Origin of the sequence: Marinobacter sp., assembly GCF_965229985.1 — a bacterium.
GTDB lineage: Bacteria > Pseudomonadota > Gammaproteobacteria > Pseudomonadales > Oleiphilaceae > Marinobacter.
The window spans coordinates 3,475,251-3,500,498 of sequence record NZ_OZ245935.1; the positions used below are offsets into that span (position 1 = coordinate 3,475,251).

General features: G+C 57.4%; 27 protein-coding genes. 17 read left to right on the top strand and 10 right to left on the bottom strand.

Translation table 11 applies throughout. The annotated features are described in order from the left end of the window. Nucleotides 1-125: 125 nt before the first annotated feature. The gene (locus ACO06L_RS15800; protein ID WP_202346463.1) at nucleotides 126-806 is read left to right on the top strand and encodes a hypothetical protein; all 681 of its coding nucleotides are present in this window, start codon (nucleotides 126-128) and stop codon (nucleotides 804-806) included. On the opposite strand, the gene ACO06L_RS15805 is transcribed toward ACO06L_RS15800, so the two are convergent. Then, nucleotides 803-1,534: a sulfite exporter TauE/SafE family protein gene (locus ACO06L_RS15805; protein WP_202346464.1), complete on the bottom strand. Its 732-nt coding sequence runs from the start codon at nucleotides 1,532-1,534 to the stop codon at nucleotides 803-805. The two genes, ACO06L_RS15800 and ACO06L_RS15805, sit on opposite strands and share 4 nt — an antisense overlap. Nucleotides 1,535-1,633: 99 nt before the next feature. Here ACO06L_RS15805 and ACO06L_RS15810 point away from each other — a divergent pair, with 99 nt between their 5' ends. Continuing rightward, the gene (locus ACO06L_RS15810; RefSeq protein ID WP_265103053.1) at nucleotides 1,634-2,092 is read left to right on the top strand and encodes a YchJ family protein; all 459 of its coding nucleotides are present in this window, start codon (nucleotides 1,634-1,636) and stop codon (nucleotides 2,090-2,092) included. Nucleotides 2,093-2,099: 7 nt separating this feature from the next. Here ACO06L_RS15810 and ACO06L_RS15815 read toward each other — a convergent pair whose 3' ends face one another. Next, a complete protein-coding gene (locus ACO06L_RS15815; protein ID WP_202346465.1) occupies nucleotides 2,100-2,480 on the bottom strand; it encodes a rhodanese-like domain-containing protein in 381 nt (126 codons plus the stop codon). Nucleotides 2,481-2,574: 94 nt separating this feature from the next. On the opposite strand from ACO06L_RS15815, the gene ACO06L_RS15820 reads away from it, so the two are divergent. Beyond that, entirely contained in the window at nucleotides 2,575-2,784 is a 210-nt protein-coding gene (locus tag ACO06L_RS15820) for a DUF3565 domain-containing protein (protein ID WP_202346466.1), read from the top strand. Nucleotides 2,785-2,832: 48 nt separating this feature from the next. Further along, nucleotides 2,833-3,846, top strand: coding sequence for a DUF2235 domain-containing protein (locus tag ACO06L_RS15825; protein ID WP_202346467.1), 1,014 nt, complete (start codon nucleotides 2,833-2,835; stop codon nucleotides 3,844-3,846). Here the strand turns inward: ACO06L_RS15825 and ACO06L_RS15830 are convergent. Together ACO06L_RS15830 and ACO06L_RS15835 are read right to left on the bottom strand one after the other, a co-directional pair. Beyond that, complete coding sequence (locus tag ACO06L_RS15830) at nucleotides 3,843-4,214, bottom strand: thiol-disulfide oxidoreductase DCC family protein (protein WP_064229155.1); 372 nt, start codon at nucleotides 4,212-4,214, stop codon at nucleotides 3,843-3,845. The two genes, ACO06L_RS15825 and ACO06L_RS15830, sit on opposite strands and share 4 nt — an antisense overlap. Beyond that, nucleotides 4,198-5,550, bottom strand: coding sequence for a CHAD domain-containing protein (locus ACO06L_RS15835; protein WP_064229154.1), 1,353 nt, complete (start codon nucleotides 5,548-5,550; stop codon nucleotides 4,198-4,200). Before ACO06L_RS15835 ends, ACO06L_RS15830 begins: the two co-directional genes overlap by 17 nt. Nucleotides 5,551-5,775: 225 nt before the next feature. Here ACO06L_RS15835 and ACO06L_RS15840 point away from each other — a divergent pair, with 225 nt between their 5' ends. From ACO06L_RS15840 to ACO06L_RS15895, 12 genes are all read left to right on the top strand, one after another. Then, a complete protein-coding gene (locus ACO06L_RS15840) occupies nucleotides 5,776-7,452 on the top strand; it encodes a methyl-accepting chemotaxis protein (RefSeq protein WP_202346468.1) in 1,677 nt (558 codons plus the stop codon). 107 nt (nucleotides 7,453-7,559) lie between these two features. After that, complete coding sequence (locus ACO06L_RS15845; RefSeq protein ID WP_202346469.1) at nucleotides 7,560-8,630, top strand: TRAP transporter substrate-binding protein; 1,071 nt, start codon at nucleotides 7,560-7,562, stop codon at nucleotides 8,628-8,630. 141 nt (nucleotides 8,631-8,771) lie between these two features. Then, complete coding sequence (gene potA / locus ACO06L_RS15850; RefSeq protein ID WP_202346470.1) at nucleotides 8,772-9,896, top strand: spermidine/putrescine ABC transporter ATP-binding protein PotA; 1,125 nt, start codon at nucleotides 8,772-8,774, stop codon at nucleotides 9,894-9,896. Then, nucleotides 9,889-10,746, top strand: coding sequence for a spermidine/putrescine ABC transporter permease PotB (gene potB, locus ACO06L_RS15855; RefSeq protein ID WP_202346471.1), 858 nt, complete (start codon nucleotides 9,889-9,891; stop codon nucleotides 10,744-10,746). The genes potA and potB overlap by 8 nt, the downstream gene beginning before the upstream one ends. After that, nucleotides 10,746-11,516, top strand: a complete 771-nt coding sequence (gene potC, locus ACO06L_RS15860; RefSeq protein WP_202346472.1) for a spermidine/putrescine ABC transporter permease PotC — start codon at nucleotides 10,746-10,748, stop codon at nucleotides 11,514-11,516. Before potB ends, potC begins: the two co-directional genes overlap by 1 nt. After that, a complete protein-coding gene (locus tag ACO06L_RS15865) occupies nucleotides 11,513-12,553 on the top strand; it encodes an extracellular solute-binding protein (protein ID WP_202346473.1) in 1,041 nt (346 codons plus the stop codon). The genes potC and ACO06L_RS15865 overlap by 4 nt, the downstream gene beginning before the upstream one ends. Nucleotides 12,554-12,710: 157 nt before the next feature. Further along, a complete protein-coding gene (locus tag ACO06L_RS15870; protein WP_413816172.1) occupies nucleotides 12,711-13,790 on the top strand; it encodes an extracellular solute-binding protein in 1,080 nt (359 codons plus the stop codon). Between the two features lie 5 nt (nucleotides 13,791-13,795). Then, nucleotides 13,796-14,890: an ABC transporter ATP-binding protein gene (locus ACO06L_RS15875; RefSeq protein WP_202346475.1), complete on the top strand. Its 1,095-nt coding sequence runs from the start codon at nucleotides 13,796-13,798 to the stop codon at nucleotides 14,888-14,890. Further along, nucleotides 14,887-15,747, top strand: a complete 861-nt coding sequence (locus ACO06L_RS15880) for an ABC transporter permease (protein ID WP_064229146.1) — start codon at nucleotides 14,887-14,889, stop codon at nucleotides 15,745-15,747. Before ACO06L_RS15875 ends, ACO06L_RS15880 begins: the two co-directional genes overlap by 4 nt. A 16-nt stretch (nucleotides 15,748-15,763) precedes the next feature. Then, nucleotides 15,764-16,615 carry an ABC transporter permease gene (locus ACO06L_RS15885; protein WP_202346476.1) on the top strand — a complete coding sequence of 284 codons (852 nt, stop codon included), beginning with the start codon at nucleotides 15,764-15,766 and terminating at the stop codon, nucleotides 16,613-16,615. 62 nt (nucleotides 16,616-16,677) lie between these two features. Further along, the gene (locus tag ACO06L_RS15890) at nucleotides 16,678-16,986 is read left to right on the top strand and encodes an antibiotic biosynthesis monooxygenase family protein (RefSeq protein WP_202346477.1); all 309 of its coding nucleotides are present in this window, start codon (nucleotides 16,678-16,680) and stop codon (nucleotides 16,984-16,986) included. Nucleotides 16,987-17,062: 76 nt separating this feature from the next. Next, complete coding sequence (locus tag ACO06L_RS15895; RefSeq protein WP_202346478.1) at nucleotides 17,063-19,324, top strand: sensor domain-containing diguanylate cyclase; 2,262 nt, start codon at nucleotides 17,063-17,065, stop codon at nucleotides 19,322-19,324. 4 nt (nucleotides 19,325-19,328) lie between these two features. On the opposite strand, the gene ACO06L_RS15900 is transcribed toward ACO06L_RS15895, so the two are convergent. The 5 genes from ACO06L_RS15900 to ACO06L_RS15920 form a co-directional block, all read right to left on the bottom strand. Next, nucleotides 19,329-19,769, bottom strand: a complete 441-nt coding sequence (locus tag ACO06L_RS15900) for a universal stress protein (RefSeq protein ID WP_064229142.1) — start codon at nucleotides 19,767-19,769, stop codon at nucleotides 19,329-19,331. 38 nt (nucleotides 19,770-19,807) lie between these two features. Continuing rightward, nucleotides 19,808-21,091 (bottom strand): TRAP transporter large permease, encoded by a 1,284-nt coding sequence (locus ACO06L_RS15905; RefSeq protein WP_064229141.1) that lies wholly within the window; start codon nucleotides 21,089-21,091, stop codon nucleotides 19,808-19,810. A gap of 35 nt (nucleotides 21,092-21,126) precedes the next feature. Next, entirely contained in the window at nucleotides 21,127-21,720 is a 594-nt protein-coding gene (locus tag ACO06L_RS15910; RefSeq protein ID WP_064229140.1) for a TRAP transporter small permease, read from the bottom strand. 108 nt (nucleotides 21,721-21,828) lie between these two features. Further along, nucleotides 21,829-22,857, bottom strand: coding sequence for a TRAP transporter substrate-binding protein DctP (gene dctP / locus ACO06L_RS15915; protein WP_064229139.1), 1,029 nt, complete (start codon nucleotides 22,855-22,857; stop codon nucleotides 21,829-21,831). A gap of 141 nt (nucleotides 22,858-22,998) precedes the next feature. Continuing rightward, on the bottom strand, nucleotides 22,999-23,538 hold the full coding sequence (locus ACO06L_RS15920; protein ID WP_202346479.1) for a YqiA/YcfP family alpha/beta fold hydrolase: 540 nt from the start codon (nucleotides 23,536-23,538) through the stop codon (nucleotides 22,999-23,001). A 139-nt stretch (nucleotides 23,539-23,677) separates the two neighbouring features. Between ACO06L_RS15920 and ACO06L_RS15925 the strand changes: the two genes are divergently transcribed. Continuing rightward, a complete protein-coding gene (locus tag ACO06L_RS15925; RefSeq protein WP_202346480.1) occupies nucleotides 23,678-24,229 on the top strand; it encodes a glutathione peroxidase in 552 nt (183 codons plus the stop codon). On the opposite strand, the gene ACO06L_RS15930 is transcribed toward ACO06L_RS15925, so the two are convergent. Continuing rightward, a complete protein-coding gene (locus ACO06L_RS15930; RefSeq protein ID WP_202346481.1) occupies nucleotides 24,226-25,233 on the bottom strand; it encodes an LLM class flavin-dependent oxidoreductase in 1,008 nt (335 codons plus the stop codon). The genes ACO06L_RS15925 and ACO06L_RS15930 overlap by 4 nt on opposite strands. Between the last annotated feature and the right edge of the window lie 15 nt (nucleotides 25,234-25,248).

Here is a 25,248-nt window from a genome sequence, read left to right on the forward strand (position 1 = left end):
AAAATCCCCTGACAGGATGGACCGGATTGCAAAATCTGGTCAAATAATGTTCATTCAATACGTTGGCGACCGGTTTTGCCGGTGTTGTGTTTCCGGGGCTGGAGTTGCTCAGAGGGATTCTTGCAATGACTGACCATCGTTCCTTTCATCTCTGGTGGCTCGCACTTGCTGCGGCGCTGGTGCCTCTGATTACCATTCATATCACCTTCACCGTATCGGTACTGGAAGGCCATGTGGAGTTGTGCTTCCCCTATTGGGACAGTTGCACCAGCATCAGTCGTACCGGCCGTCACGGCACCTCTTATTTCATTTTTAAAGGCACCATGCTACCGGCGGCTTTGTTGGGGATCCTGTTCTGGTGGCTTAACGGCCGGTGGCTGCGCCAGCTCGGCGTCCATTCCTCCGGGGTTGCCTGGATCCCGTGGCTGGGCCTGGTGGCCAGTGTCTCGCTTGCCGCCTATACCCTGGCGTTGGGCCATGCCGGTGACGGTTTCAATCTGATCCGCCGTATTGGCGTGGTTCTGTATTTTTCACTCACCTTCATCTGTGAGCTGCTGGTCAGTGCGGGCTTGCGCAGCCATCCATTATGGAAGCACACGGGTATGCGATTGCTGAATCTTTGCCAGCTGATCCTGGCTGTGGGGATTCTTTCAGTGATCCTGAATGGCGTAGCCCCGGAGTTCTACAGCCGCAAGGACGATGCGTTCGAGTGGATCCTCGCGTTCCTGATTAATGCCCACGCGCTCTGGCTGGCATTCCTGTGGCGCAAGAACCGCTTCCGGGTAAGGCTCTGGGCAGATTCCTAAAGAGAGAGCAGGCCGCGAATGAGGGCGGCGGTTCCGGCAATGGCCGCAATAGCCAGAATCACCGGGCGAAGCCCCTCAAAGGGCATGCGGTTGACGAGTTTGCCGGAGAGCCAGAAGCCCAGGAACACGCCCGGGAAGGTAACTGCGAACAGGAACAACTCTCGGGTGCCCAGGTAGCCTGAGGCAAACAGACCTGACAAGCTCAGGACACTGGCTGCCAAAAAGAACGCGGACATATTGGCCCTGACCAGCGGCCCCTTTTCATTCTGGTAGATCAACGCGATGGGCGGTCCACCCACGGCGGTGATCGTGCCCATATAGGTCGAGGCGGCTCCGGCCATCACACTGTTCCGGGCGTTCAGCGCTGGCTTGAGTCCACCAATACTGAGCGCTACCCCAGCAAGAATCAGCACACCGAAGATCAGCTCAAAGCCCGCGGTGGAGATTACCAGCAGTGTCAGAGCCGCCAGGATTGCGCCGGCAACACCGCCGACGATGGCAAAACGCACTTCCCGGACCTGCAGCGCACCGCGATTGCGTATCAGCATGAAGACGGTGAGCAGCGTGGCATTCAGGATTAACGGTCCCGGGACCAACACCGGGCTTATCAGAAACAGCAAGGGCGCGGCCAGCGTGCCAATGCCATAGCCGGCCACGCCTTGCAGGCAGGCCCCGGCAAGAATGGCAAGGTTGGCCAGGAGAATCTGTAACAGCGATACATCCGTCAAAGGGAATCACCAGGAAGTCAGTGGAGAAGGCCGGAGCAACACCGGTTTGATACTGATACACTGCCGGACTACGAGCATAGTCGAAAAGATTGAGCCCCGATGACGCAGCAGCCTGAACACCAAAGTTGCCCTTGTGGCAGCGGCAAATCCTACCCTGAATGCTGCCGGCCCTTCCATCAGGGCGAACCGGCACCATCGCCGGAGGCACTGATGCGGTCCCGTTACGCGGCGTTCGTTCTTGATCTTCCCGAGTACCTGCAAGCTACCTGGCATCAGAGCACGCGGCCGGAGACGCTCACTCTGGCAGACTCGCCGAACTGGACCGGTTTGCAGATCCTGGACACCAATGAGTCGGGCGATCGCGGGACGGTTCATTTTCGTGCGCTCTACCGCCTGGGCAAGGGCTGGGGATTTCTCGAGGAAAACTCCGATTTCGTTCGGGAGCAGGGTCGCTGGTATTACCTTCGGGGCGATACCAGCGAGGGCCAGATGAAGCCCGGTCGTAACGACCCCTGCCCCTGTGGCAGCGGCAGGAAGTACAAGGCCTGCTGCTTGTAGGCGCCAATTACTCGAACGAGGGCAGTTCCGGCTTGGCGACCGGTTTGTCGGCTTCCTGCCAGGCATCAAATCCGCCGGCGATGGACTGCACATGCATGTAGCCCATTTCCTTCAGGGCTTTGGCACTCAATGCGGCTCGCCCGGACGTCTTGCAGTAACAGACGATGTTCATGTCGCGGCTCTCGAACGCCGGATCATTGGTAAACTTGAACTCCAGAAGACCACGGGAAATGTTTACCGCGCCCGGTATATGACCGGCCCGGTACTCATCCGCATCACGCACATCCAGCAGAAGATCGGCATTCTTGATGGCATCGTCCGCCTGATCCAGGGGCACTTCCTGAATGTCTTTCTTGGCGGCTTCTACAAGGTCATGGGCAGTTTTCATGGCTGAGCTCCTCAAGCTTATGGAATAAGGTTATTCCCGAGGATAAGTGATTGGGCTGCAGCGAGTCACCCCGCATATGTACGAAGGAGGTCAAATGAAACAACTCATCACTGGCTACCACAAGGACGAAGAGAACCACTGGGTTGCCCAGTTAGCGTGTGGGCACAATCAGCATGTGCGGCACACGCCGCCCTGGGTGAACCGCCCATGGGTTACCACGGAAGAGGGAAGGGCATCGATGCTCGGGTTTGAGCTTGAGTGCCGGAAATGTGAGGAGGGCGCGCCGCCGGATGACCGGCCCTGAGCTATACTGTGGTTAAAATCTGACCACTTTGTGGCAAAGGAGTCTGCCATGGTGAAGCGCCTCGTTGTCTGTGCCGACGGCACATGGAATCGTCCTGAAGAAGACCTGCAGAAAGACGTTCCCACCAATGTCCTGAGAATGGCCAGGGCCATTCGCCCGATAGCCAGTGATGGCCGGCCCCAGCACGTGTTTTATGACTGGGGTATCGGCTCCTACCATAATGCGGTGGTTGGTGGCGTGACCGGACAGGGCATCCACAAGAACATCATGGATGCCTACCGCTATATCGTTCAGAATTTTACGCCCGGCACCGACATTTACCTGTTCGGATTCAGCCGTGGCGCCTACACCGTGCGTTCCCTGTGCGGGCTGATCAACAACTGCGGTATCCTCAAGCGGCCCGATGCCCGGCTGATACAGCAGGCTTTCGACCACTACAAAAAAACCGGTGCTGCCTGGGCGCCTTCGGGCGCCCGGTCGGTGGAATTCCGCAAAGCGCATAGCCATGAGTCGCGGGAGATACGGTTCGTGGGCGCCTGGGATACGGTTGGTGCCCTGGGTGTGCCCTTTTCACTGATGGGGCTGTTTGATCGCAAGGATGAATTCTACGACACCAAACTGGGAAGCAACGTGCGCATAGCCCGCCATGCCCTGGCCATTGATGAGCGTCGGGAAGATTTCGAGCCTACGCTATGGGAGCCCCGGGACGGACTGGATCTTGAGCAGGTGTGGTTTGCCGGCTCCCACAGTGATATTGGCGGCGGCTACCCGGCGGACGATCAAGGGTTGTTTGCCTCGGATATCGCCCTTGACTGGATGGTGGGTCAAGCCAGGAATGCCGGGCTTGATCTGGAAGAGCACCTGCCAGCGGGGATCAGTCCAAGTGCGCGGGCGAAGGTGCACAACTCACGCCGACATATTTTCCGGTTCTCGAAACCGCTGGTCCGAACTCTGAAACCGAAAAACATAAAAACAACGATTCACGTCTCTGTGGCAGAGCGCTGGCGGCTCGATGCCGACTACCGTCCACCCAATCTGGAAAACATTGGTTTTACCGGTTAGGCCGCCTTGTTGCCAATGGCACAGGCGTACTTCCGCTCATACCGCTTGTCTGCCCATTTCCCGTAGATACGCGAGGCGATCTGATAGATTCCAGGCCACAGCAGGGGCTTGAACAGAAAACCGAAGGGCGTGTGGGACCAGGCGCGAACGTTTGCGGGCAGACCAATGACCCACTCTCCTGTCCAGGTCATCAGGTGCAGGCGTTTGAGCAGGGCTTCATGGCCTGGCAGATTGGAGCTGCCGTCGTGCTGTTCGTGAATGTCAGCGAAGATCAGGTTGCCCCGCTGGAGTTTGCGGAGGGTGCGAATCTCTTTGGCGCACAGTGGGCATTGTCCGTCGTAAAACAGGGTGTCATAGCGGGGCTCCATTGAGTCCTCCAAGGGTCAGAATCTGTTGCCGGGTGCCCGCTTTGCGCTCTTCCAGGGTTTCCAGGATGCCGTTGAGAGCGGCGGGCAAAACCTCCGGGGCCGCCTTGCGGAACTGGTCAAGCAGCTCGATCTGAACATGCAGATCCTGAAATTGGCCGTAAAGTTGCTGCCGCGCCTTAAGCGTTTTCAACTCGGACTTCCAGGTCCTCGCGTCCAGCTCCATCAGGTAACGGATTCGCTTAAGTTGCTTGCGCAGCCGATGAATATCCTCGTCCGGGGAGGTATGCATCAACTCGGCAGTCAGTTTGTTGAACTCCTTGATACGACGTTCTACTGCTTTTCGGATGTCTTTTGCCCTCAGCGTTCCGGCCAATTTCTGGAACTTCCGGGAGTCGATGAGATTCAGCCAATGTTCCATGCTGTCGTGATAGCGCTTGCTCTGCAGGCGTTTTACCAGTTTTTTGTGGCGGTTGGCGGCTTCCCGTTCGAACCAGATCTGCAGGGCTGCACGGATTTCCGAGTTGTCGCCACACAGTTCGGGCAGGTCCTGGAGAAACACGTGCAGATCACGTAACGGTCCTGTTGCCCGGGCATGCCGTTTCAGGGTTTTACCCGCCTTTGCCAATGCCTTGTCACAGGTGACTTCCTGCACTGACTCGGCAATGGCCCGGCTGCGGCGAATGGCGATCCGGTACTGGTGCAGGAATTCGTCATCCAGGCCGAGGATAACTCCACGCTCCAGTTGCCTTAGCCGATCATGTTGGTGGTGAAGGGCCTTGGGGATGTCCCTTGCAGGATCGTCCCCCGCGGTTCTGGCTTTCTTTTTCAGTTTTCGTTCGAAGTGGGCGTAGCTGTAATCCTGTGGTGTCATCAGCGCCACCAGTTTGCCCTTGCCGCGATCAAGCTGGCGCCAGTGCTTGATCGAAAGCCGGATGTGGATGAAGCTGGCGGTAGGCAGCTGTTCCGGAGGTTGTTGCAGCATCCACTGGGCCAGTTCAAGCAAGGCGGGATTGTGGCCTACAAGCGTAACCCGGGAGTCGTCTCCCCGCTCTTCCAGCCAGGCTATCAGCCGTCGGTGGTCGAATGTGTAAAGCTCACTTCGGGTGTGCCAGTGTCCGGGCATGAGACTTTCCGGCCAGGCGCCTTCAAGGGTCGCCAGGGCTCGGGTGGCGTCACTGCAGTAAACCTCGCCTTCGAAGGCGCCGACGGCCTTCAGGGCTTTGCCCAGCGGTGCCAGTTGGCTTTGACCCCGGGCGTTGAGGGGGCGCTCACGGTCGCAGAGAGACTCATCGGCCCAACTGGATTTGGCATGGCGTACCAGAAACAGGTGCTTCATTGGCCTACCTTCGTAGTGGTCCTTTAGTCTAACGCTTGCTCAAGACATTTACGTTACTGCCGTTACTCTACTCATCTGAAAACATTGGCGGAAGGTCCGTTTATCCATAGAGCGGCAAAGGCGACGAGCCATTTGCTGAAATCTCTCTTAACAAACTGGAACAGATCACCTGAGTGGGTCTGTGGATAATCCGCATCAACAGCTATTCCCTGGGAGTCCGGTACGATGAATATTCTGAGTCGGTTAAAAATACGAAGCCGCCTGCTTGTGGCCGTAATGGTCCCGGTACTGATTACGGCGGCAACTCTTGCCTGGATCACCGCCAATCAGATTCAGGCAAACGGCGAAGCCGAACTTAAACGCCTGGAGAGCAGTCTCCTGGAAGCGCGCAAGGCTGGCCTCCAGAACCTGGTTGATGCGGCCAAAGCGGTGGTGCTGGAGGCCAAGAACGATCCCTCGTTGAGCGAGGAAGAAGCGAAAGAGGCGGCAGCAGCGCGTTTGCGTACGATTCGTTTCGACAAAACCAACTATGTGTTTGCCTACACCCGTGACGTCTACAACCTCGCCTATGCCCCCGACCCTTCCAAAGAAGGGCCAACCAATAATCCGACTCTGAAGCGACTGGTGGGGGATCTCTTTGCTGCGGCCGAGGAGAACGGCTTTTACGGCTATGACTGGATGAACCCGGCTTCTGGCAATGAAGAACCCAAGATGTCCTACTCCACCATCATCCCGGACTGGGACTGGATGATAGGTGCTGGTGTGTACATAACCGATATCGACCGGCAGGTGGCAGCCGCCCGTGAAGAAATTGAGGCGGGTATGGCTGAAACCCTGGGCTTCATCCTGTTGGTGACGGTCGTTGTTGTCGTGATTGCCCTGGTGATCGGTATCTTCGTTGGTCGTAGCGTCACCCGACCGTTGAAGAGCGTCAGCAACATGATGCAGGAAATCGCCGACGGTGAAGGAGATCTGCGCCAGCGTCTGCCGGACGAAGGCAATGACGAACTGGCCGAGCTGGGCCGGCGCTTTAACGCCTTCGTGATCAAAATCCAGGACACCATGCGTGAGGTTGGCGCGACTACAGATCAGGTAGCGTCCGCAGCCGAAGAATTGAGCCGGGTTGCCAATGAAACAAGGGCTTCGGTTCAGGAACAGGGCTCCGAGACTGACCAGATTGCCTCTGCGATTAATGAAATGGCTGCGACCATCCAGCAGATTTCCGGCAATGCCAACGAGGTTGAAAGTTCAGCCTCAGACGCCGACCGCATGGCCCGCGAGGGTGGCGAAACCATTAGCAGTGCCCAGGGCGCGGTGAACAAGCTTTCCGAGGAGATCGAGGACACGGCCCAGAGCATCAACGCTCTGGCGGAAAAGTCCGATGAGATCCAGCAAGTACTGGATGTCATCCATGCTGTGACTGAACAGACCAACCTGCTGGCCCTCAATGCGGCGATCGAAGCCGCCCGGGCCGGCGAGCATGGGCGTGGTTTCTCGGTGGTGGCCGATGAAGTGCGTCAGCTCGCGAAACGCAGCGCCGAGTCCGCCGATCAGATTCGCACCATGATTGACGGTTTTGTGACTGAATCCAAGGCATCGGTTGAGCGGATGAACAAATCACGCAACCGCTCAACGGAAACCGTCGAAAGGATCAACCACGCAACCAGTGCACTGCGAACCATCGAGACCTCCGTTGGCAAGATTCACGACCAGGTGACGCAGATCGCAACATCCTCAGAGCAACAAAGCCAGGTGGCCGAAGAGATCAACCAGAACGTCGTGCGGATCGTTGATGCTGCTCAGCGCAGCGATACCGGTGTAACCCAGACCAACGAAGCCAGCCACGAACTGGCGCGTCTGGGTGAAAGCCTTCGGGATCTGGTCGGTCAGTTCAAGGTCTGATACTGATTCATGGTGTTCTGCCGATTGGCGGAACACCATGAGAAAGCTATGATGGTTTCGCGACAGAAATACCTGTTTTCATACCAACAATAATGGAAGCCAACACAATGACAATCCGGAAAACACTGCTTGCGGCCGTGGCCGCTGCGGCTACTGTGTTCAGCGTGTCCTCGGTGGCCGAGGAGAACTATACCTTGCGCCTTGCGCAAACCTGGGGTCCCAACTCTCCGGTACTGGGAGAGACTGTTCAGCATATGGCAGACATGGCGGAAACCATGTCGGATGGTCGGTTGCAGATTCGCATAGATCCGTCCAACAAGCACAAGGCACCTTTCGGGATCTTTGATCTGGTGCGCAACGGACAGTACGACATGGGGCACACCGCCTCCTATTACTACAAGGGCACCATCCCTAATGCCATGTACTTCACCACCATCCCGTTCGGGCTGATTGCGCCTGAAATGTACGCCTGGTTCTACCATGGCGAGGGCATGGAGCTGATGCAGAAAGTGTATGAGCCCTACGGCATGCTCTCTTTCCCGGGTGGCAATACCGGTAACCAGATGGGTGGCTGGTTCCGCAAGGAGATCAACTCCCTTGAGGATCTTCAGGGCTTGAAGATGCGGACCCCCGGTTTTGCCGGCGAAGTCATGTCCGAGCTGGGCGTTGCCGTGACCAACCTGCCGCCGGGTGAACTGTATACCGCTCTCGAGCGTGGCACCGTTGATGCCGTTGAATGGGTCGGTCCTGCCCTGGATTTCCAGATGGGCTTCCACCAGATCGCCAAGTACTACTATTCGGGCTGGCAGGAGCCAGGTGCAGAAGTTCAGTTCCTGATCAACAAGAAGACCTGGGAAGAGCTGCCAAAGGATCTTCAGGAGATTCTGCGGGTCGCCATGCGCACTGCCGCTTATGACATGTACATCCAGAGCACCCATCAAAGCGGCGTAGCCTGGGATCGCATGAAGGAAGACTACCCGGACGTCACCCACAAGGTGTTCCCGCCGGAAGTCATTGATGCACTACGCAGCACCACTAACCGGCTGCTGGCCGAGGCCGCTGAGAAGGATCCGCTCGCGAAGGAAATCATCGAGTCCCAGCGTGACTACCTCAAGCAGGTTCGTCAGTGGACCAACATTTCAGACAAGGCCTACCTGAACAGCGTGGCCGAAGACTGAATTCTGACGATGCGTTCCAGCCTGTCGAGGGCTTGAAGGCGCTGCCAGACAAAGGGGCATCGGGGCTGAAATACCCTGACGCCCCTTTTTGTTTGTGTTGGTTTCTGGAAAAATAGGCCGCTCATTCTTTGGGCAGCGCCGATGAAACAGACACTGCTATCCCTGAGCAATCTTTCCAAGCAATTCGGTGGCAAAACGGTCCTCGACGGTCTGGATCTTGAGATCTACGACGGCGAGTTCATTACCCTGTTGGGGCCTTCCGGTTGCGGCAAAACCACCCTGCTGCGCCTGATGGCCGGTTTCGAACATCCTGACGAGGGCACCATCACCCTGGCGGGAGAGGATCTCACCCACACCGCCCCGGAAAACCGTCCGCTCAATACCGTATTCCAGCATTACGCGCTCTTCCCCCATATGTCGGTGTTCGAAAATGTGGCCTACGGCCTGAAAATGGAAAAGCGCCCGAAGGACGAGATACGCCAGCGTGTCGATGAAGCGCTGGCCATGGTCCAGTTGCAGGATTTCGCTCGTCGTAAGCCCCATCAGCTGTCCGGCGGTCAGCAGCAGCGGGTTGCCATCGCCCGGGCGGTGGTCAAACGGCCGCGGCTGCTACTGCTGGATGAACCGCTCTCGGCCCTGGACTACAAACTACGCCGCACCATGCAGGTTGAGCTGAAGCGACTGCAGCGGGAGCTCGGCATCACCTTTGTCTTTGTGACCCACGATCAGGAAGAGGCGCTGTCGATGTCGGATCGGGTGGTGGTACTCAAGGATGGCCTGGTTCAGCAGCTTGGAACGCCCCGGGAGGTCTACGAGCGACCGGCCAACCTGTTTACCGCCCGATTTGTTGGCGAGACCAATTTTTTCCCCGGCACCGTCGAAACGGTCCACGACGGTTCCATTACGGTGGATGTCTTTGGCCTCAAGCGAACCCTGCGCCGCCCCGACTTTGTGGTGCGCGAAGGCCAGCCCCTGAACGTGCTTCTTCGCCCTGAAGATATCAGAGTGCTGGACCCCACTGACGAGCAGGGCGTGGCGGGCAAGATTGTCGAACGTAACTACAAGGGCAGCACACTGGATTCGGTGATCCATCTCGCAGACGGTACCGAAGTTCTGGCCAGTGAGTTTTTTGATGAGGACGATCCGGCCTTCGATTACCGTCTGGGCGAACCGGTCAAGGTCAGTTGGGTGGACGGCTGGGAATGGTTGTTGCCCGGGGAAACCGGCGAAGCATTACCCGAAGAGGGCGTGTCGGCCGATGCATAGGGTTATGCAGCAGCCGTTCAAGACTGCCGTTCTGATTCTGGTGTGGGGCTGGCTCCTGTTTCTGGTATTGGCACCGAACCTGTTGGTGGTCGGTGCCAGTGTCATGACCCGGGATCCGGTCTCGTTCCTGTCTCTGCCTCTGAACCTGGATGCCTATCGCCAGCTGTTTGATCCGCTGTATCTGGAGGTTTTCCTGCACTCCCTGTACATGGCGGCGATGACCACGCTGGTGTGCCTGCTGATTGGCTATCCGTTTGCCTGGGCGCTCTCCAAGGTTGGCAAACAGCGTCAGCTGATACTGATCTTCCTGCTGATCGTGCCTTTCTGGACCAACTCCCTGGTGCGCACCTACGCACTGAAGCTGATCCTGGCCACCAACGGTCTGCTGAACAGCGCCCTGATGTCGATCGGTCTGATCGATGAGCCCCTGCAGCTGCTCTATACCGAGGGCGCGGTGATCATTGGTCTGGTCTATCTGCTGTTGCCGTTCATGATCCTGCCGCTGTATTCGGTGTTCGAGGATCTGAAGCAGGAACTGCTGCTGGCTTCCCACGATCTGGGCGCGGGTCGGCTGTCCACCTTTATCCATGTAATTATCCCGCTCACCCTGCCGGGGATTCTGGCCGGCGTGATGCTGGTCTTGCTGCCGGCCATGGGGCTTTTCTTTGTTCCGGATATTCTTGGCGGTTCCCGCAATTTGCTGGTGGGTAACGTGATCAAGAACCAGTTCCTAGATGCCCGCAACTGGCCTTTCGGGGCTGCGGCCAGCATCGTGCTGACTGTGACCATGGCGTTCCTCATGTTCGCGCACCGCCTGAGTAAACGGCGAATTGGCGAGGAGGGTGCCTGATGACACGATGGCTGCCCCGCACCTATCTCACACTGGTCTACATCCTTCTCTATGTGCCCATCGTGGTGCTGGTGGTGTTCTCGTTCAATGAATCCCGCACCGGCTACGCCTGGGGCGGGCTCAGCCTGCGCTGGTACGAGGCGCTGTTCAATAACCGGGCCATGGTCAATGCCATGTGGAATTCCCTCTGGCTGGCGCTGTCTGCGGCCACGGTGTCCACGGTGATCGGCGCCCTGACAGCCCTGGCCCTGCATCGTTACCGGTTCCGGGGCAAGAAGATGCTCAATGGCATGCTGTTTGTGGTGATGATGTCTCCGGAGATTGTCCTGGCTATTTCGTTGCTGGCCCTGTTCCTGCTGGTGGGACTGCAGCTCGGCTATGTGTCGCTGCTACTGGCTCACGTCACCTTCTGCCTGCCGTTTGTGGTGATCACGGTGATGGCCCGGTTGAGTGGTTTCGACGAGAGCCTGCCCGAGGCGGCCCGGGATCTCGGCGCTTCTGATTTTACGATGACCCGCACCGTGCTGATCCCGGTGATCATGCCGGCGTTACTGGCAGGCTGGCTGCTAGGGTTTACACTGTCTCTCGATGATGTGGTGGTCAGCACCTTTGTGAGTGGCCCGAGCTATGAAATTCTGCCCCTGCGCATCTACTCCATGGTGCGCGTGGGCCTGAAACCCGAGGTGAATGCCCTGGGCACACTGTTGCTGGTGTTTTCACTGGTTATGCTGATGTTGTCTCAATGGATTCTGATAAGGAGCAAACGATGAAGAAACTGGCACTGGCCGGCATGCTGGCAGTGGGATTGACGGGGTGCAGTTCCGACGAGCCCCAGGTTCTCAACCTCTACAACTGGTCCGAATACATGCCTCAGGAAGTGCTTGACCGCTTCACCGAGGAAACCGGCATTCAGGTGGTCTATACCACCTACGACAGTAATGAGGCCATGTATGCCCGACTGAAACTGCTGGATGATAGCGCAGCCTATGACCTGGCGGTGCCGTCTACCTACTACGTCAGCAAGATGCGCCAGGAAGACCTGCTGCTGCCGATCGATCGCAGCAAGATCGAAGGGTTTGATAATCTGGATCCCGAGCTGGTGAACCTGGATATCGATCCGGAGAACAAATTCTCCGTGCCTTATCTTTGGGGTACCACGGGCCTGGCAGTGGACACCGCAGACATCGAAGGCGAGCCTGTCACCGCCTGGGAAGACCTGTGGGAAGATCGTTTCGATGGCCGCGTGATGCTCACCAACGACATGCGGGAAGTTTTCCACGTTGGCCTTCGGGTACTTGGCTATTCTGGCAACAGCACCAATCCGGATGAAATCGAGGCGGCCTATGAAAAGCTTTCCGAGCTGATGCCTTCGGTTCGCACCTTCAACTCCGATGCGCCCCGCATGCCGTATCTGGAAGGCGAGACCGATGTTGGCATGATCTGGAACGGCGAAGCCGTGATGGGCAAGGACACCATGGAGTCGCTGGAATACGTCTATCCGGAAGAAGGCATCATTGCCTGGCTGGACAGCTTCGTGATTCCGAAGAACGCCAAGAATCCGGAAGCGGCCCACCAGTTCATCAGTTTCGTATTGCAGCCTGAAATCTCCGCGCTGATCAGCGAGGAAATCGGTTACGCCACACCGAATCTGGCGGCGCGGGACCTGCTGCCGGACGAAGTCGCCAACAACCGGGCAAGCTATCCGAACGCGACTGACATGATCAATGCCGAGTTCCAGACCGACATTGGCGACGACGCCCTGCAGGTCTATGCCAAGTACTGGGAAATGTTGAAGTCCGGGCGTTAAGTTCGTCGATACTGCATGGCACTACAGAAAACGGAGGCTTCGGCCTCCGTTTTTTTGCATCAGGTTTCACAAAACTGCAATACATGGTCTATAACTTCCTGATAACAAATGGTTAGCAAACTTCTGGAATTGCCATCAGTAAGGACACGTTATGATCATGCCCTCTCGTTCGACTCGGAACCGTGCTTTTTTGCTGTCTGCAGCCCTTGCCACTGCAGGCTTTTCCGGCAGTACCCTGGCCGAAGAGCTGCGCCTGATTACCTGGGGTGGCTACGCCCCGGATGATGTGGTCGCCCAGTTTGAGGAGGAGACTGGCATCGATGTGAAGGTGACCCTCTCCAACAATGAAGACATGATTTCCAAGCTCCGCGCCACGGGCGGGGCGGGGTTTGATCTGGCCCAACCCAGCCAGGACCGCATTGTCGGCGTTCAGCGCCAGTTCAATATCTATAAGCCCATCGATTTCAGCCGCGTAAACACGGATCAATTGCAGCCGTCCATGGTCAAGGCGACCCAGGATTCCACCGAACTGGATGGCAAGTTCTATGGTGTGCCTTCTGTGTGGGGAACCAGCGGTCTGATCGTGCACAGCTCTGTGGCCGATATCGTGACCGATTACACCGACCTGTGTGATTCCGGCGTTGAGGGCCAGGTCAGCTACCGGCTCAAGCGACCGACCCTGATCGGTTTCGCTTTTGCCATGAGGATGGACCCGTTCGCCGCCTACGATGACCGGGACCAATACGAGTCGATTATGGCGAAGGTCCAGGACAAACTGATCGACTGCAAGAGCAATGTCAAAACCTACTGGACCGGTGGCGATCAGTTGCTGGCTCTGCTGCGTACCGGTGAAGTGAAAGCGGCCATGGCCTGGGATGCCGGCGGCTGGAAACTGAACGCCGAGAACCCGGAAATTCGGTTTGTTGCCCCCGAATCCGGCGCCCTGGGCTGGATCGATACCTTTGCGATTCCCCGTCGCAGCGAAAACGAAGAAGCCGCTTACAAGTGGATCAATTTCGTGATGCAGCCGGAAATCGCAGCCCGTATTACCAACGCCTCGGGCAACTTTACCGCCTCAAAAGGTGCCGATGAGTTTGTGAAGGCCGATCTCCGGGACGCCTACCGCGCAAGCTTCGACGAAGCCGCCATCGACAATATCAAGTGGTATCCGCCGGTTCCCCCGGGGCTGGAAACCATGGAAGGTCAGGTGTTGGACCGCGTCCAGGCCGCGAACTGATCCACATGGGAATGGATTCGGACCTGTTCTGTGAGGGACTGGTCCGCCGCTTTGGCAGTAATGCTGCGGTGGACCATGTGTCCCTGGACGTACCTGCCGGCACGTTTTTCTCCATTCTTGGACCCTCCGGTTGCGGCAAAACCACCCTGTTGCGGCTCCTGGCCGGGTTCGACAAGCCCGATGAAGGTGATATCCACATCCGTGGCGAGCGCATGAACGATGTGCCACCGAACCGTCGGCCGGTGAACATGGTGTTCCAGCATCTGGCCCTGTTCCCCACCATGACGGTCGGTGACAATATCGGCTACGGGCTTAAGCGCCGGAAAATGCCACTGGCCGAGCGCCGAAAGCGCATTGCCCGGGTGCTGGAACAGGTCGGCCTGCCAGATCTTGAGCACCGCAACCCACAGGAGCTTTCCGGCGGACAGCGACAGCGGGTGGCCCTGGCACGCTGCCTGGTACTGGAGCCCACGCTCCTGCTGCTGGACGAACCTCTCGGCGCCCTCGACCTGAAACTCCGTGAGCAGATGAAGGTGGAGCTCAAACACCTCCAGAAGCAGTTCGGCACCACCTTCGTGTATATCACCCACGACCAGTCGGAAGCCATGGTGATGTCGGATCAGGTGGCTGTCATGCGGGACGGCCGGTTTGATCAGGTGGCGCCACCGGAGGAGCTTTACCGGGAACCGGCCACGCCGTTCGTCGCCGGGTTCGTCGGCGATAACAATCGCCTGTCCGGAGAGCTGGTGTCCGTGCGGGATGATCTGGCCGAAATCCGTCTGGATGATGGTGTGCTGGTTCAGGGCAGGGTGGCATCGGACAACCTTCGAACCGGCCATCGGGCTGAACTGTATATCCGGCCTGAATCCCTGGTGCTGTCTGGGGATGCACTCAGTGCCGGCTTCTCGTCGATGCAGGCGAACGTGCGCACCACCCTGTTCGATGGCGCCAACAGCCGGGTCGAGGCAGAGAACTGTGGGCAACCGGTATACGCCCGCCTGCCTCAGGATGGCTCGGCACCCAGGCTGTCTGCCGACAGTTCAATCCGTCTGGCCTGGAATCCGGCCCTGGCCAGGGTCTTTGGAGCCGACAGTCTGTGAGGTCATCGGTCAGTCGCTTATCCCTCTGGTTGCTGCTCACCCCGTTCCTGCTCTGGATCGTATTGCTGGTGCTCTTGCCCCACCTTCAAATGCTCCGGGTATCGTTCCAGGTCCGGGAAAGCTGGGACACCATTGCCTGGGGCATTGAGCAGTACCAGAATTTCTTTACCGAGTCCTATTATTGGCGGACGTTTGTACGCACCGGGGTGATGTCGCTGTTCACCACCTTTCTGACGCTGATCATCGCCTTCCCCATTGCCTGGTACATTGCCCGTCTTGCCAGAGGCCGCTCCAAAGGCATTCTGTTTCTGGCCTGCCTGATTCCGTTCTGGGCCAGTGAGTTGGTACGTACTTACGGCTGGATGATTCTGTTGCGTGAAAGCGGCCTGTTCAGTTCCTGGCTACAGGCACTGGGCTGGGTGGATGGTCCGGTGGAAATGCTCTACAACGACGTTGCGGTCATCATCGGCCTGGTCTACAACGGCCTTCTCTTTATGGTGGTGCCACTGGTGACAACCCTCGATGGCATGGATGAGAACCTGGTGGAAGCCGGCTACGACCTGGGTGGCGGCCACGGTACCGTGCTGCGCGAAATCGTTGTGCCCTGGGCCATGCCCGGTATCGTTTCCGGCTGCATCGTGGTGTTCATGCTCACTCTTGGCAGCTACCTGACGCCGGTGCTCATGGGTGGGAAGGACAGTGCCTGGTTTACCGAGCAGATCTTCACCCAGTTCATTACCCGTTTTAACTGGGAGCAGGGCGCGGCACTCGGGGTTCTGCTGCTGGTACTGTCGTCGGTCATCGTCTGGCTCGGGCTGAAAATCTCTGGTCAGTCGTTGCGCAAGGTGATGGGGTGAAGGTGAGGGTGAAGCCATGATCCGTTCCGTACCCCGGTCCCGTCTGTTCGATAGCCTCTATCTGGCGTATCTGGTGGCATTTTTCGTTTACCTGGCCTTGCCGCTGCTGGTCACGGCCGTGTTTGCTTTCAACGACGCGCCTTTCCCGTCACTGCCATGGAAAGGCTTCACCCTGGACTGGTATTTCGCAGATGGCAGCGAGGGCCGTACCGGACTCTTCCACGACGATGGCCTGCTTACGGCGCTCTGGGTCAGTGCCAAGATCGCTTTCTGGGTGACTCTGGTGAGTGTTGCCCTGGGGTGTGTTAATGCCGTGTTGTTTGAACGGGTGCAGTTCCGGGGCAAGGAATTCCTGTACCTGCTCATGCTGCTGCCGTTGGTGATTCCCGGTGTCATTCTGGGGGTGTCCATACTGGTGTTCTACAGCGGCATGGCCAATGATATCTCGGCAGCCTGGGGAATCGAGCTGGATCTGTTCCGTCCCGGAATGACTCTGGTGGTAATGGGGCAGGTGACCTTCATCGCGACTCTGAGCACTTTGGTGATCGCGGCCCGCCTGCGCAAGTTTGATCCCCAGCTGGAAGAAGCCGCCCTGAATCTGGGCGCCACGCCAGTGGTGGCCTGGTTCACCGTGACTCTGCCCTGGCTCTTGCCGTCTATTTTCGGAGCGGCCGCCATGGCGTTCCTGATGTCATTTGAAAACTTCAATACCACCGTTATGCTGACAGGTAGTGATACACCGCTGACGGTGGCCCTGTTCAATCGCCTCCGGGAAGGGTCGACGCCTGTGCTCAATGCGGTGGCACTGTTGCTGATGGTGGGCTCTGCGCTATTGGCGATGCTGGTGATGGGCCGCTCCTCACGTTAACGGTGTTCGCCGCAATCACGGGATGCGCGACCGGATTGAACTGGCAGTCGCCGGGAGGTCTAATGAAGTTTATTTTCGAAGTGCATATCCGGGAAGGCCATACTGCCGAGGAATACGCGGATGCCTGGGTGAGAGCGAGCGAAATTATCCAGCAGGCGCCCGGGGCCCGGGGCACTGAACTGCACCGCAAGATTGGCGACCCCAACACCCTGATTGCCATCGCCTCCTGGGAGAGCAAGGAACAGCGGGATGCCATGGAAGGGCAGCATAACCCTGAGGTGGCCGCTATCATTCGCAGTGCTGCGCCGTTTGTGGATATCAAACTCATTGGAGAGTTTGAGGACCCGGAATGGGTGGTGCAGCCGCAATGACATCAGCCCTCTGGATTTCGCAGGGACTGGGCTATAATCTGGTCTGATCGTTACAGAACGCAGGTTTGCCTTCCTGATGCCATCGATTAGCCTGCTACGCCTGATTACCGTGCTGCTCCTGGCCCTCTTGATGCCCGCTTTGGCCCATGCAGCATCGCAGCCGGTAACCCAGGGTTGGGAATACCGCTGGGGTGACTCACCTTTCACCGAAGACGGTATTCCGGAGTGGGTGTTACAGGATGCACCTGGAAAATGGCAAAGCATTGGTTTCCCCTCCAATCCCCCCGGCCGTGAAGGACGTGAAAACGTCTGGTTCCGGGTAACCCTGCCAACCGGCGAGTGGCAGGAGCCTGTCCTCTACATCTTCAGTGTCGATCTGATCGTTCAGGTCTGGGTCGAGGGTGAAAAAATCTACCAATATGGGGAGTTTGATGCCCAGGGTAGGGGCCGGTTTGAGGGCTGGCCCTGGCATGAAATCGTTCTTCCCGAGAACTATGAAGGCAAGCCGGTGTATTTCCGGATCTTCTCCAACTACACGGATATCGGTCTGTGGGGTGAAGTCTCCATCATGGACCATCCGGATCTGGTGTTGTACATCCTCAAGAATTCCCTGGAAGCCCTGGTGATTGCAGGCTTCGCCACCCTGATTGCGCTGCTGGCGATCATTTTTGCGTTACTGCAGGCAGAAAAGAAAACCTTTGCGACTATCTCGCTGTTCACACTGGCTTCCGCCCTGATGCTGGTCTCGGAAAGCCAGGCCAGTCTGCTGATTGCCTACCAGCCGTTGATGTGGGATTACCTGGCCGCCGGTTCCTATTACATGCTGCCGGTGGCCTTGGCACTGCTGCTCGAGCAATGGCTGACCAATCATCGCCCCTGGGTGATCAACCTGATCTGGAAAGTCCATCTTGTATACCTTACGGGTGCGCTGCTCGGCGCTCTGGCAGGAGTGTTTGACCTCTCGTCGACTTTCCCGCCATTTGATGCCCTGTTTCTTGCCTCTCTGGTTATCATTTTTGCCGTGGTGTTGCGTCGTATCCGTCGGATGCTGCGGGAGCAACAGGTTCTGCTGCTGGCATTCGGCTTTTTCTGTGTGCTGCTGATTGTGGATATGGCGGTGGCTCATGGCGTGCTTCCCTGGGGCCGGGTTCCGGTCAGTTGGGGGATGCTCCTGTTTTCTCTGGCTGTGGTTGTTATTTCACTATGGCACTACGCGGGAACCCAGGAGGCCCTCAAGCGGCTGAACGTGTCACTGGAAGAAAAGGTAGCCGAACGTACCGCCAAGGCGGAGGCCCTGGCCCGGCGTGAGCAGGCGCGGGTCCGGATGCTGACCTTTGAAAACGAGAAAAACCGGATTCTGGGCGACGTGATTACCGAACTACAGGACTGTCTGGGCCTGAAGCAGGCGTTCGCGCTGCTTGTCCGGGCGCTCCCGGATATCTGCAGCCCACTCAAAGGTGCCTTCTATCAAAGGGGGTCAGGCGACCGGTATGATCGGGTCGCTGTTTGGGGTTTCAGCCGCCCGGTCCCGTTGCCAGTGCTGCTGGACGCCCGCAAAGGCCTCCCGGAACCCTCCAGGTTGCCGCAACTCAGACAATGGCAGGGGGCTGAAGGGGGCGATAGAGAAACTGAGAATGCCACACTTTGCTTCTGGGTGAATGTGGAGTCGGCCAGTGCTGGCAACGTAACCGAAGGCATTCTTCTGCTGGAGGGAGATGGCGTTTTCGGTAAGGCAGAGAGCGAGTATGGTTCGGCCCGTCTGCTTGCGGCGCTGGATCAGGCGATTCAGAGAATCAGTATCACCCTCTCCAGTATTGCCCTGCGGGAAGAGTTGCAGAAATTTTCCTACGAGGATGGTCTCACCGGTCTGAAAAATCGTCGCTACTTCGATCAGCTTTTCGAGCATGAAAGCGCTGTTGCACAGCGCAACGACCTGCCGCTATCCCTTCTGATTGTCGATATAGATCACTTCAAGCGGTTCAACGATACCCACGGCCACGAAGCCGGAGACGATGCCCTGAAGATAGTCGCTGGCATTCTGCAGAAGCAGTTCCGGGAGAGTGACATTGTTTGCCGGTATGGCGGTGAGGAGTTTGTGGTGGTCATGCCCGGAGCAACATCGGACGCCGCCAGGGACAAAGCGAACCAGCTGTGTGAAGCAGTCCGGGCGGTGCCAATTATCCATCGGGAACGAGATCTTGGGATGCTCACGGTTTCGGTGGGTGTTGCCAACTGGCCCGACAACGGTGAGAAACCGTTACAAATTCTTACCCTGGCCGACAAGGCGCTCTATCGCGCCAAGGAAGCCGGCCGTAATCGGGTTGAAGTCTCTGGTTAGACGGTTACACCACCAGAACCGGGCATTTGGCATTGGAAGCCACCCGGTGGGAAACACTCCCAAGGAACATGCCATCCTTGTCGCTGTGAGTTCCCTTGGTGCCCACGACAATCAGGTCTGCGCCCTTGTCTTTGGCAAAATCGATGATAACTCTTGAGGGCCTGCCAGCCTTTACGAAGCCCCTGACGTGAGTGGCGCCGCGTTCCTTGGCCAGTTCCTTGGCATGATTGACCACCTCTTTGGCGTATTCCGATAACACCTTGTCCGGAATATCCATGTCATCCGGGCGGCCTATCGACAGTGACGCCTCGAACAGGCTGTGGTGCTTGTAAACGCAGAGGAGGTAAATCTCTGCGTCGGTCAGTTTTTGCAACTCTATGGCCTTGGTCAGAGCATCGAAGGAGGTCATCGAGCCGTCTACTGCCACCAGAATCCGTTTGAACATGTCGCTCTCCTTTGTATTCACCCTTCAGGGTGGTCAGATCACCTGAAGGCCACGTCGCGCAGGAACAACGCAATTTGTGGGAACGCAATCAATAGCCCGGCAGCGGCTATCAGCATGATTACGAACGGCGGCGTGCCGCGAATAACCTCAAGATAGGGGCGCTTGAATATCGCGATGGCGGTAAAGATGTCGCAGCCGAACGGCGGAGTTGCCGAGCCGATGGCTACCTGCAGTGTAATGAGAACGCCGACCAGTACCGGGTCGATGCCCGAGGCTTCTATGGCTGGTGCAAAAATTGGCGTCAGAACAAGAATTACCACGATCGGGTCAACGAACATGCAGGCAATAAAGAAAGCGATACAGATGGTAATCATCACGCCGATCGGGCCCATGTCGCTGATTCCGACTGCGTCCAGGATAGCCTGGGGAATCTGGGCAAAGGAAATAATCCAGGAGAATCCGGTGCCTACGGCGACAAGAATAAATACGACCGCAGTGATCAAACCGGTGGACTTGGCGATACGATATATGTCGGCAAGTTTGAGCGACCGGAACACCACGAATTCAAGCAGGAAGGCGTAGAGCACGCAGACGGCTGCCGCTTCTGTCGGGCTGAAGATACCCCCGTATATGCCGCCGACGATAATGACCGGGAAAAACAGGGGCCACAGTGCCTCACGCATGGCTACCGCTCGCTGACCCCAGGTCGCCTTCTCCTCGGTTGGGAGGTCGTTGACGCGAGCATAGATCAGGCAATAGATCGAGAACATCAGCAGAATCATGATGCCCGGCCCGATACCCGCAATGAACAGTTCCGCAATGGACGTCTCGGAGATAACCCCGTAGATAATGAAACCGATGCTCGGGGGTATCAAAAAGGCAATGTCGCTGGAGTTGATAATCAGCGCGAGCGAAAACGAATCCGAGTAGCCGGCTTTGAGGAGTTTTGGCCGCAGGGGCGAGCCAACAGCCACTACCGTTGCCTGGGTAGAACCTGATACGGCACCGAAAAGGGTGCAGGAGGTGGCGGTACTTATCGCCAGACCGCCTTTCACGTGGCCGATGAACGCCATGACCATGTTGATCAAGCGGTCAGCGGATTGACCGCGGGTCATGATGTCCGCGGCGAGAATAAACATGGGGACGGCAATGAGAGAGGCGGGGCGGATACCACCCATCATCTGCTGGACGAAGGTACCCATTTGGCCGAAGCCATCAAACATCATCACAAAGCCGACCACGGCGCCGGTGATCAGTGGAATCATCATCGGGAAGCCCAGCAGCAACAACCCGATCATGATCAACATCATTATAGTTGCCATGATTTCTTATCCTTCCTTAATGTCAGCTGCAGGGTTCATACTTCCGATTCGGTATCCGCGTAACCGTCTACAACCCCGGTAGAAAGGTACACGTCCTTACTGGTGAAGTTCTTGATGGCCGTGAGGAAGTACTGAATTCCCGTAATGGCAAAGCCGATCGGCACCCAGATATATATCCACCAGATTTCGAAACCCAAGGCAGGCAGAATGCGGCCTCGGCTGTACAGGGTCTGGATATATTCGAACGAGTGATAGCAGAGGAAGAACATGACCACCGAGGTGAACAGGGCGATGATGATCATCAGCACTTTTCGCCCCTTGACCGGAATGGCGTCGTAAATTGCAGACATCCGGATGTGCCTGCCATGGCGCGCCGCATAGCCGATGCCGGCAAAGGTGATCAGGATAATGAGAATCCGGTTGATTTCACCGGAGAAGAAAAGGCCTTCGCCGAAAACATACCGCGCAATAACATTCACACAGGTATTGATTGCCATCAGGATGACGCCAACGGCCAGCATGAACGCCTCGACCTTGGCAATTATTTCATCGATGGTTCCCAGAAATCCGGGCAGGCCGGACTCGTAGATGCCGGTATCGTCTTCAAGATCCGGGGAATTCTCGGACATGGGGTTTGCTCCAGAGAATGTCGCTCCCGGCCGGTAGGAAGTCCCCGGCGGGGCGGGGTTAGTACAGCTTCCCGCCGGCATTGGCCGGCGGGAATGGTCCCTTCAGGTTCAGTTGTTCTGAACTTCTTTCAGGTCTTCCTTGAACTGGTTCAGCAGTTCCTTACCGCTCTCGCCAGTCATTTCGATGAACTTCTCTTCCACCTGCGGCGCGCGGGCCTTGAAGGCTTCGATCTGTTCGTCGGTCAGGCGGGTAACGGTGACCTCATCGCTGGCCTTCTGGATCTTGGCCAGGGCCTCGTCGGCAAGACCATCGATGTGCACGATGATTTCTTCAAAGGCGAAGTCGGCGGCGTCCTGCACCAGCTTCTTGTCTTCGTCAGACAGGCCTTCGTAGAAATCCTGGTTGGCCATCATGGCGGTGGTGAACCAGCCGTGCTTGGTAAAGACGAGGTTCGGAGACACTTCGTACAGACCGCCGGACTCGATCCAGAAAATGGGGTTTTCCTGACCCTGGATCATATTGGTCTGCAGAGCGCCGTACACTTCACCCCAAGGCAGCGGGGTCGGTGTAGCGCCAAAGGCAGAGTAGGTCTCGGACAGAAGCGGGTTGGTCATGACCCGGATCTTCTTGTTGTTGAAGTCCTCTGGCTTGGTGACCTTCTCGTCCACGGTCACAACCATTTCCCCTTCCGGGTACATCTTCAGGAGCTCGAGGCCTTTTTCCGCGTAGAGCTTGGGGAAGTCCTCGTTAATGGCTTCACTTTCCCGGAAGAACTCGATAACCGTGTCCATGTCGGTCGGCATCAGGTAGGGGATAAAGAAGATCTGGGCTTCGGGAATCAGGGAACCGGTAAAGCCGGGAGACTGGTTAACGAAGTTGAGGATGCCCGCCTGGGTCTGTTCCATGATGTCGTCGGACTCACCCAGCTCGCCGAAGCGATAGACCTGCAGGGTGTGGTCGGAATTTTCCTCGATGTATTCCTTGAACTTGTATGCGAATACATCCTGGACGTCGCCTTCGTATTCCTCGTGTGCATAGCGCCAGTTAGCGGCGTTTACAGAGTTCGCCATGGTCATCGCAGCGAACGCGAACGCTGAAATTCCGGCCAGTTTTTTGAACTTGCTCATGCTGCTCATCGGGTTTTCTCCGTTCGTTTTTTTACCGAAATGTATTGTTACATTAATAAAGACTGGCAAAACAAAGTGGTTTTCGCAAGAAAATGGCCAAAACAATCATTTCAGCGAAGCTGGATTTCGCGGTTTCGCAAGTTCATGAAATCACGGTTGATTCATATCTGAAAGGCAGGTTTGAAGGAATTCGCGGAACTCGCTGACGACCCGATCAAGACTGTTTTCCAGTCGGTGGCCATCGGGAAGAACCAGAATCGGAAGGCCCTGATCGCGCGCCAGATCCAGCACGGGGGCGACCGGTACCACGTCATCATCCCAACCATGGATGATCTGGCAGTGGCGGGCCTGGATAACCGGGCTGGACTGAGGATACCGGGCCATGGCGAGGGCTGGCGCCAGAATAAAACAGCCCAGAACTGGAGTTTCAGAGCAGGTCTGGGCGCACACCCATCCGCCCATGCTGGAGCCGGCCAGAATGCTGTGTGCAGGATCGGCGCCGCATTGCGTCATGGCCTCGCGCATTTGCGCCAAACGGGTAGCAGGATCCTTGCTGCTGCGGTGGTCGATCGCGTGGGCCTTGATGTTCGGGAAGGTTTCGGCCTCAGCTTTCATGGCCTGGATCTTGGTGCTGCCAGGTCCGCTTTCCAGGCCGTGGGAAAGAAAGACGTGGATCGGGATGTCGGTCATGATGTAACTGGCTCCTGCTCTGAATGCTGTTTTCTCCGGATGATGAGCAGCCGAACTGGTCCTGTCCACCCTGTTGGCTGAGCCAACGGTCCGGTCGGGGCGTATTGAATAAGGTAGACTGAACAGGGAAAGCGGATCCATGAAAAACCTGAAACAGATTCTGATGATTCCGGCATTGGTTGTAGGTCTGATGGGTGCGCCTGTGGCGCTTGCAGACAGTTGCCCGGCGTTTCTTGATCATAACCAGCGCAAATTGCACTCCACTGATACCGTAAATCTCTGCGACCTGGCTGCCGGCAAGCCCTTGCTGGTGGTCAATACCGCCAGCCGCTGCGGTTACACGGGCCAGTTTGAGGGCCTGGAGGCCCTGCATAAAAACTATTCGGAGAAAGGCCTGGTTGTGGTCGGCTTTGCCAGCGACGACTTCCGGCAGGAGGCAGATTCGGAAGCTGAAGCGGCCACCGTCTGTTTCAAGAATTTCGGGGTGACCTTCACCATGATTGCCCCGGGTGCGGTCACCGGACCCGAGGCAAACCCGGTGTTCCGGGCCATCAATGAGCAGAGCCAGCCGCCGCGCTGGAATTTCACCAAGTACGTGATTGATCGATCTGGCACGGTAGTGGAGTCATTCCCAAGCCGGGTTCGCCCTCAGGATCCCGAGCTGATCGATGCGGTGGAATCTGTGCTTTAAGAGACTGCCTGCCCGGCCTTTCTGGTTTGTGCAAGGATATCGAGGGCATGCCTGCGTTTCCCGGGATCGTAGATGTCCACGGTAAACATCAGTTCATCAACCTCAATGCCGGACAGAATCTGCTCAAGCTGTCGTTGGATAGCCTCAGCATCCCCAAGCAGCTGGAGTCCGAGAAAATCTTTCACGCTGGCTTTTTCGCCAGCGTTCCAGAGTCCGTCCATGGTGTTCACGGGCGGCTTCATCCAGAGCGGCTGGCCCCGGAACAGCGCGAGAATCCGCTGATAACTGGTTGTGGCCAGATGCTCGGCTTCCTGTACCGAGTCGGCGGGAATGGCCGGCAGGGCGAGCATGGCATAAGGTTTTTCGAGCTGTTCAGAAGGCTGGAAATTGTCGCGATAGACTCGCAGGGCTTCTCGATAAAGCCGGGGTGCAAAATGCCCGGCAAAGGCATAGGGCAGGCCCCGCATGGCAGCAAGCTGGGCGCTGTAAAGGCTTGAACCCAGCAGCCAGAGAGGCACGTTGGTGCCGGCGCCGGGTATGGCCTTCACGGGCTGCCCGGGTTGCAGGGGGCCGAGCAGGGACTGCAGCCGGGCGACATCCTCCGGAAACTGTTCCGCGCCCAGGCCGTCGCGCCGCAAGGCCCTCGCGGTTACCAGGTCAGTACCGGGGGCCCGGCCCAGCCCAAGATCAATCCGTCCGGGATACAGGCTCTCAAGCGTTCCGAACTGCTCGGCGATGACCAACGGCGGGTGGTTCGGGAGCATGACGCCGCCGGAACCGACCCGGATGGTTTCTGTTTTTCCCGCAATATGCCCGATCAGGACTGACGTGGCGGAGCTGCTGATACCTTCCATGTTGTGGTGCTCGGCCAGCCAGAATCGCTTGAAGCCAAGGCGTTCAGCCCGTTGGGCATAGGCCACGCTGTTGGCAAGCGTAGTTCCTACCGAGTCGCCTTCGCGGACGGAGGCCAGTTCGAGCAAAGAGTAATCAGGACAGTCAGGCATGGAGCTCCCGTTGGA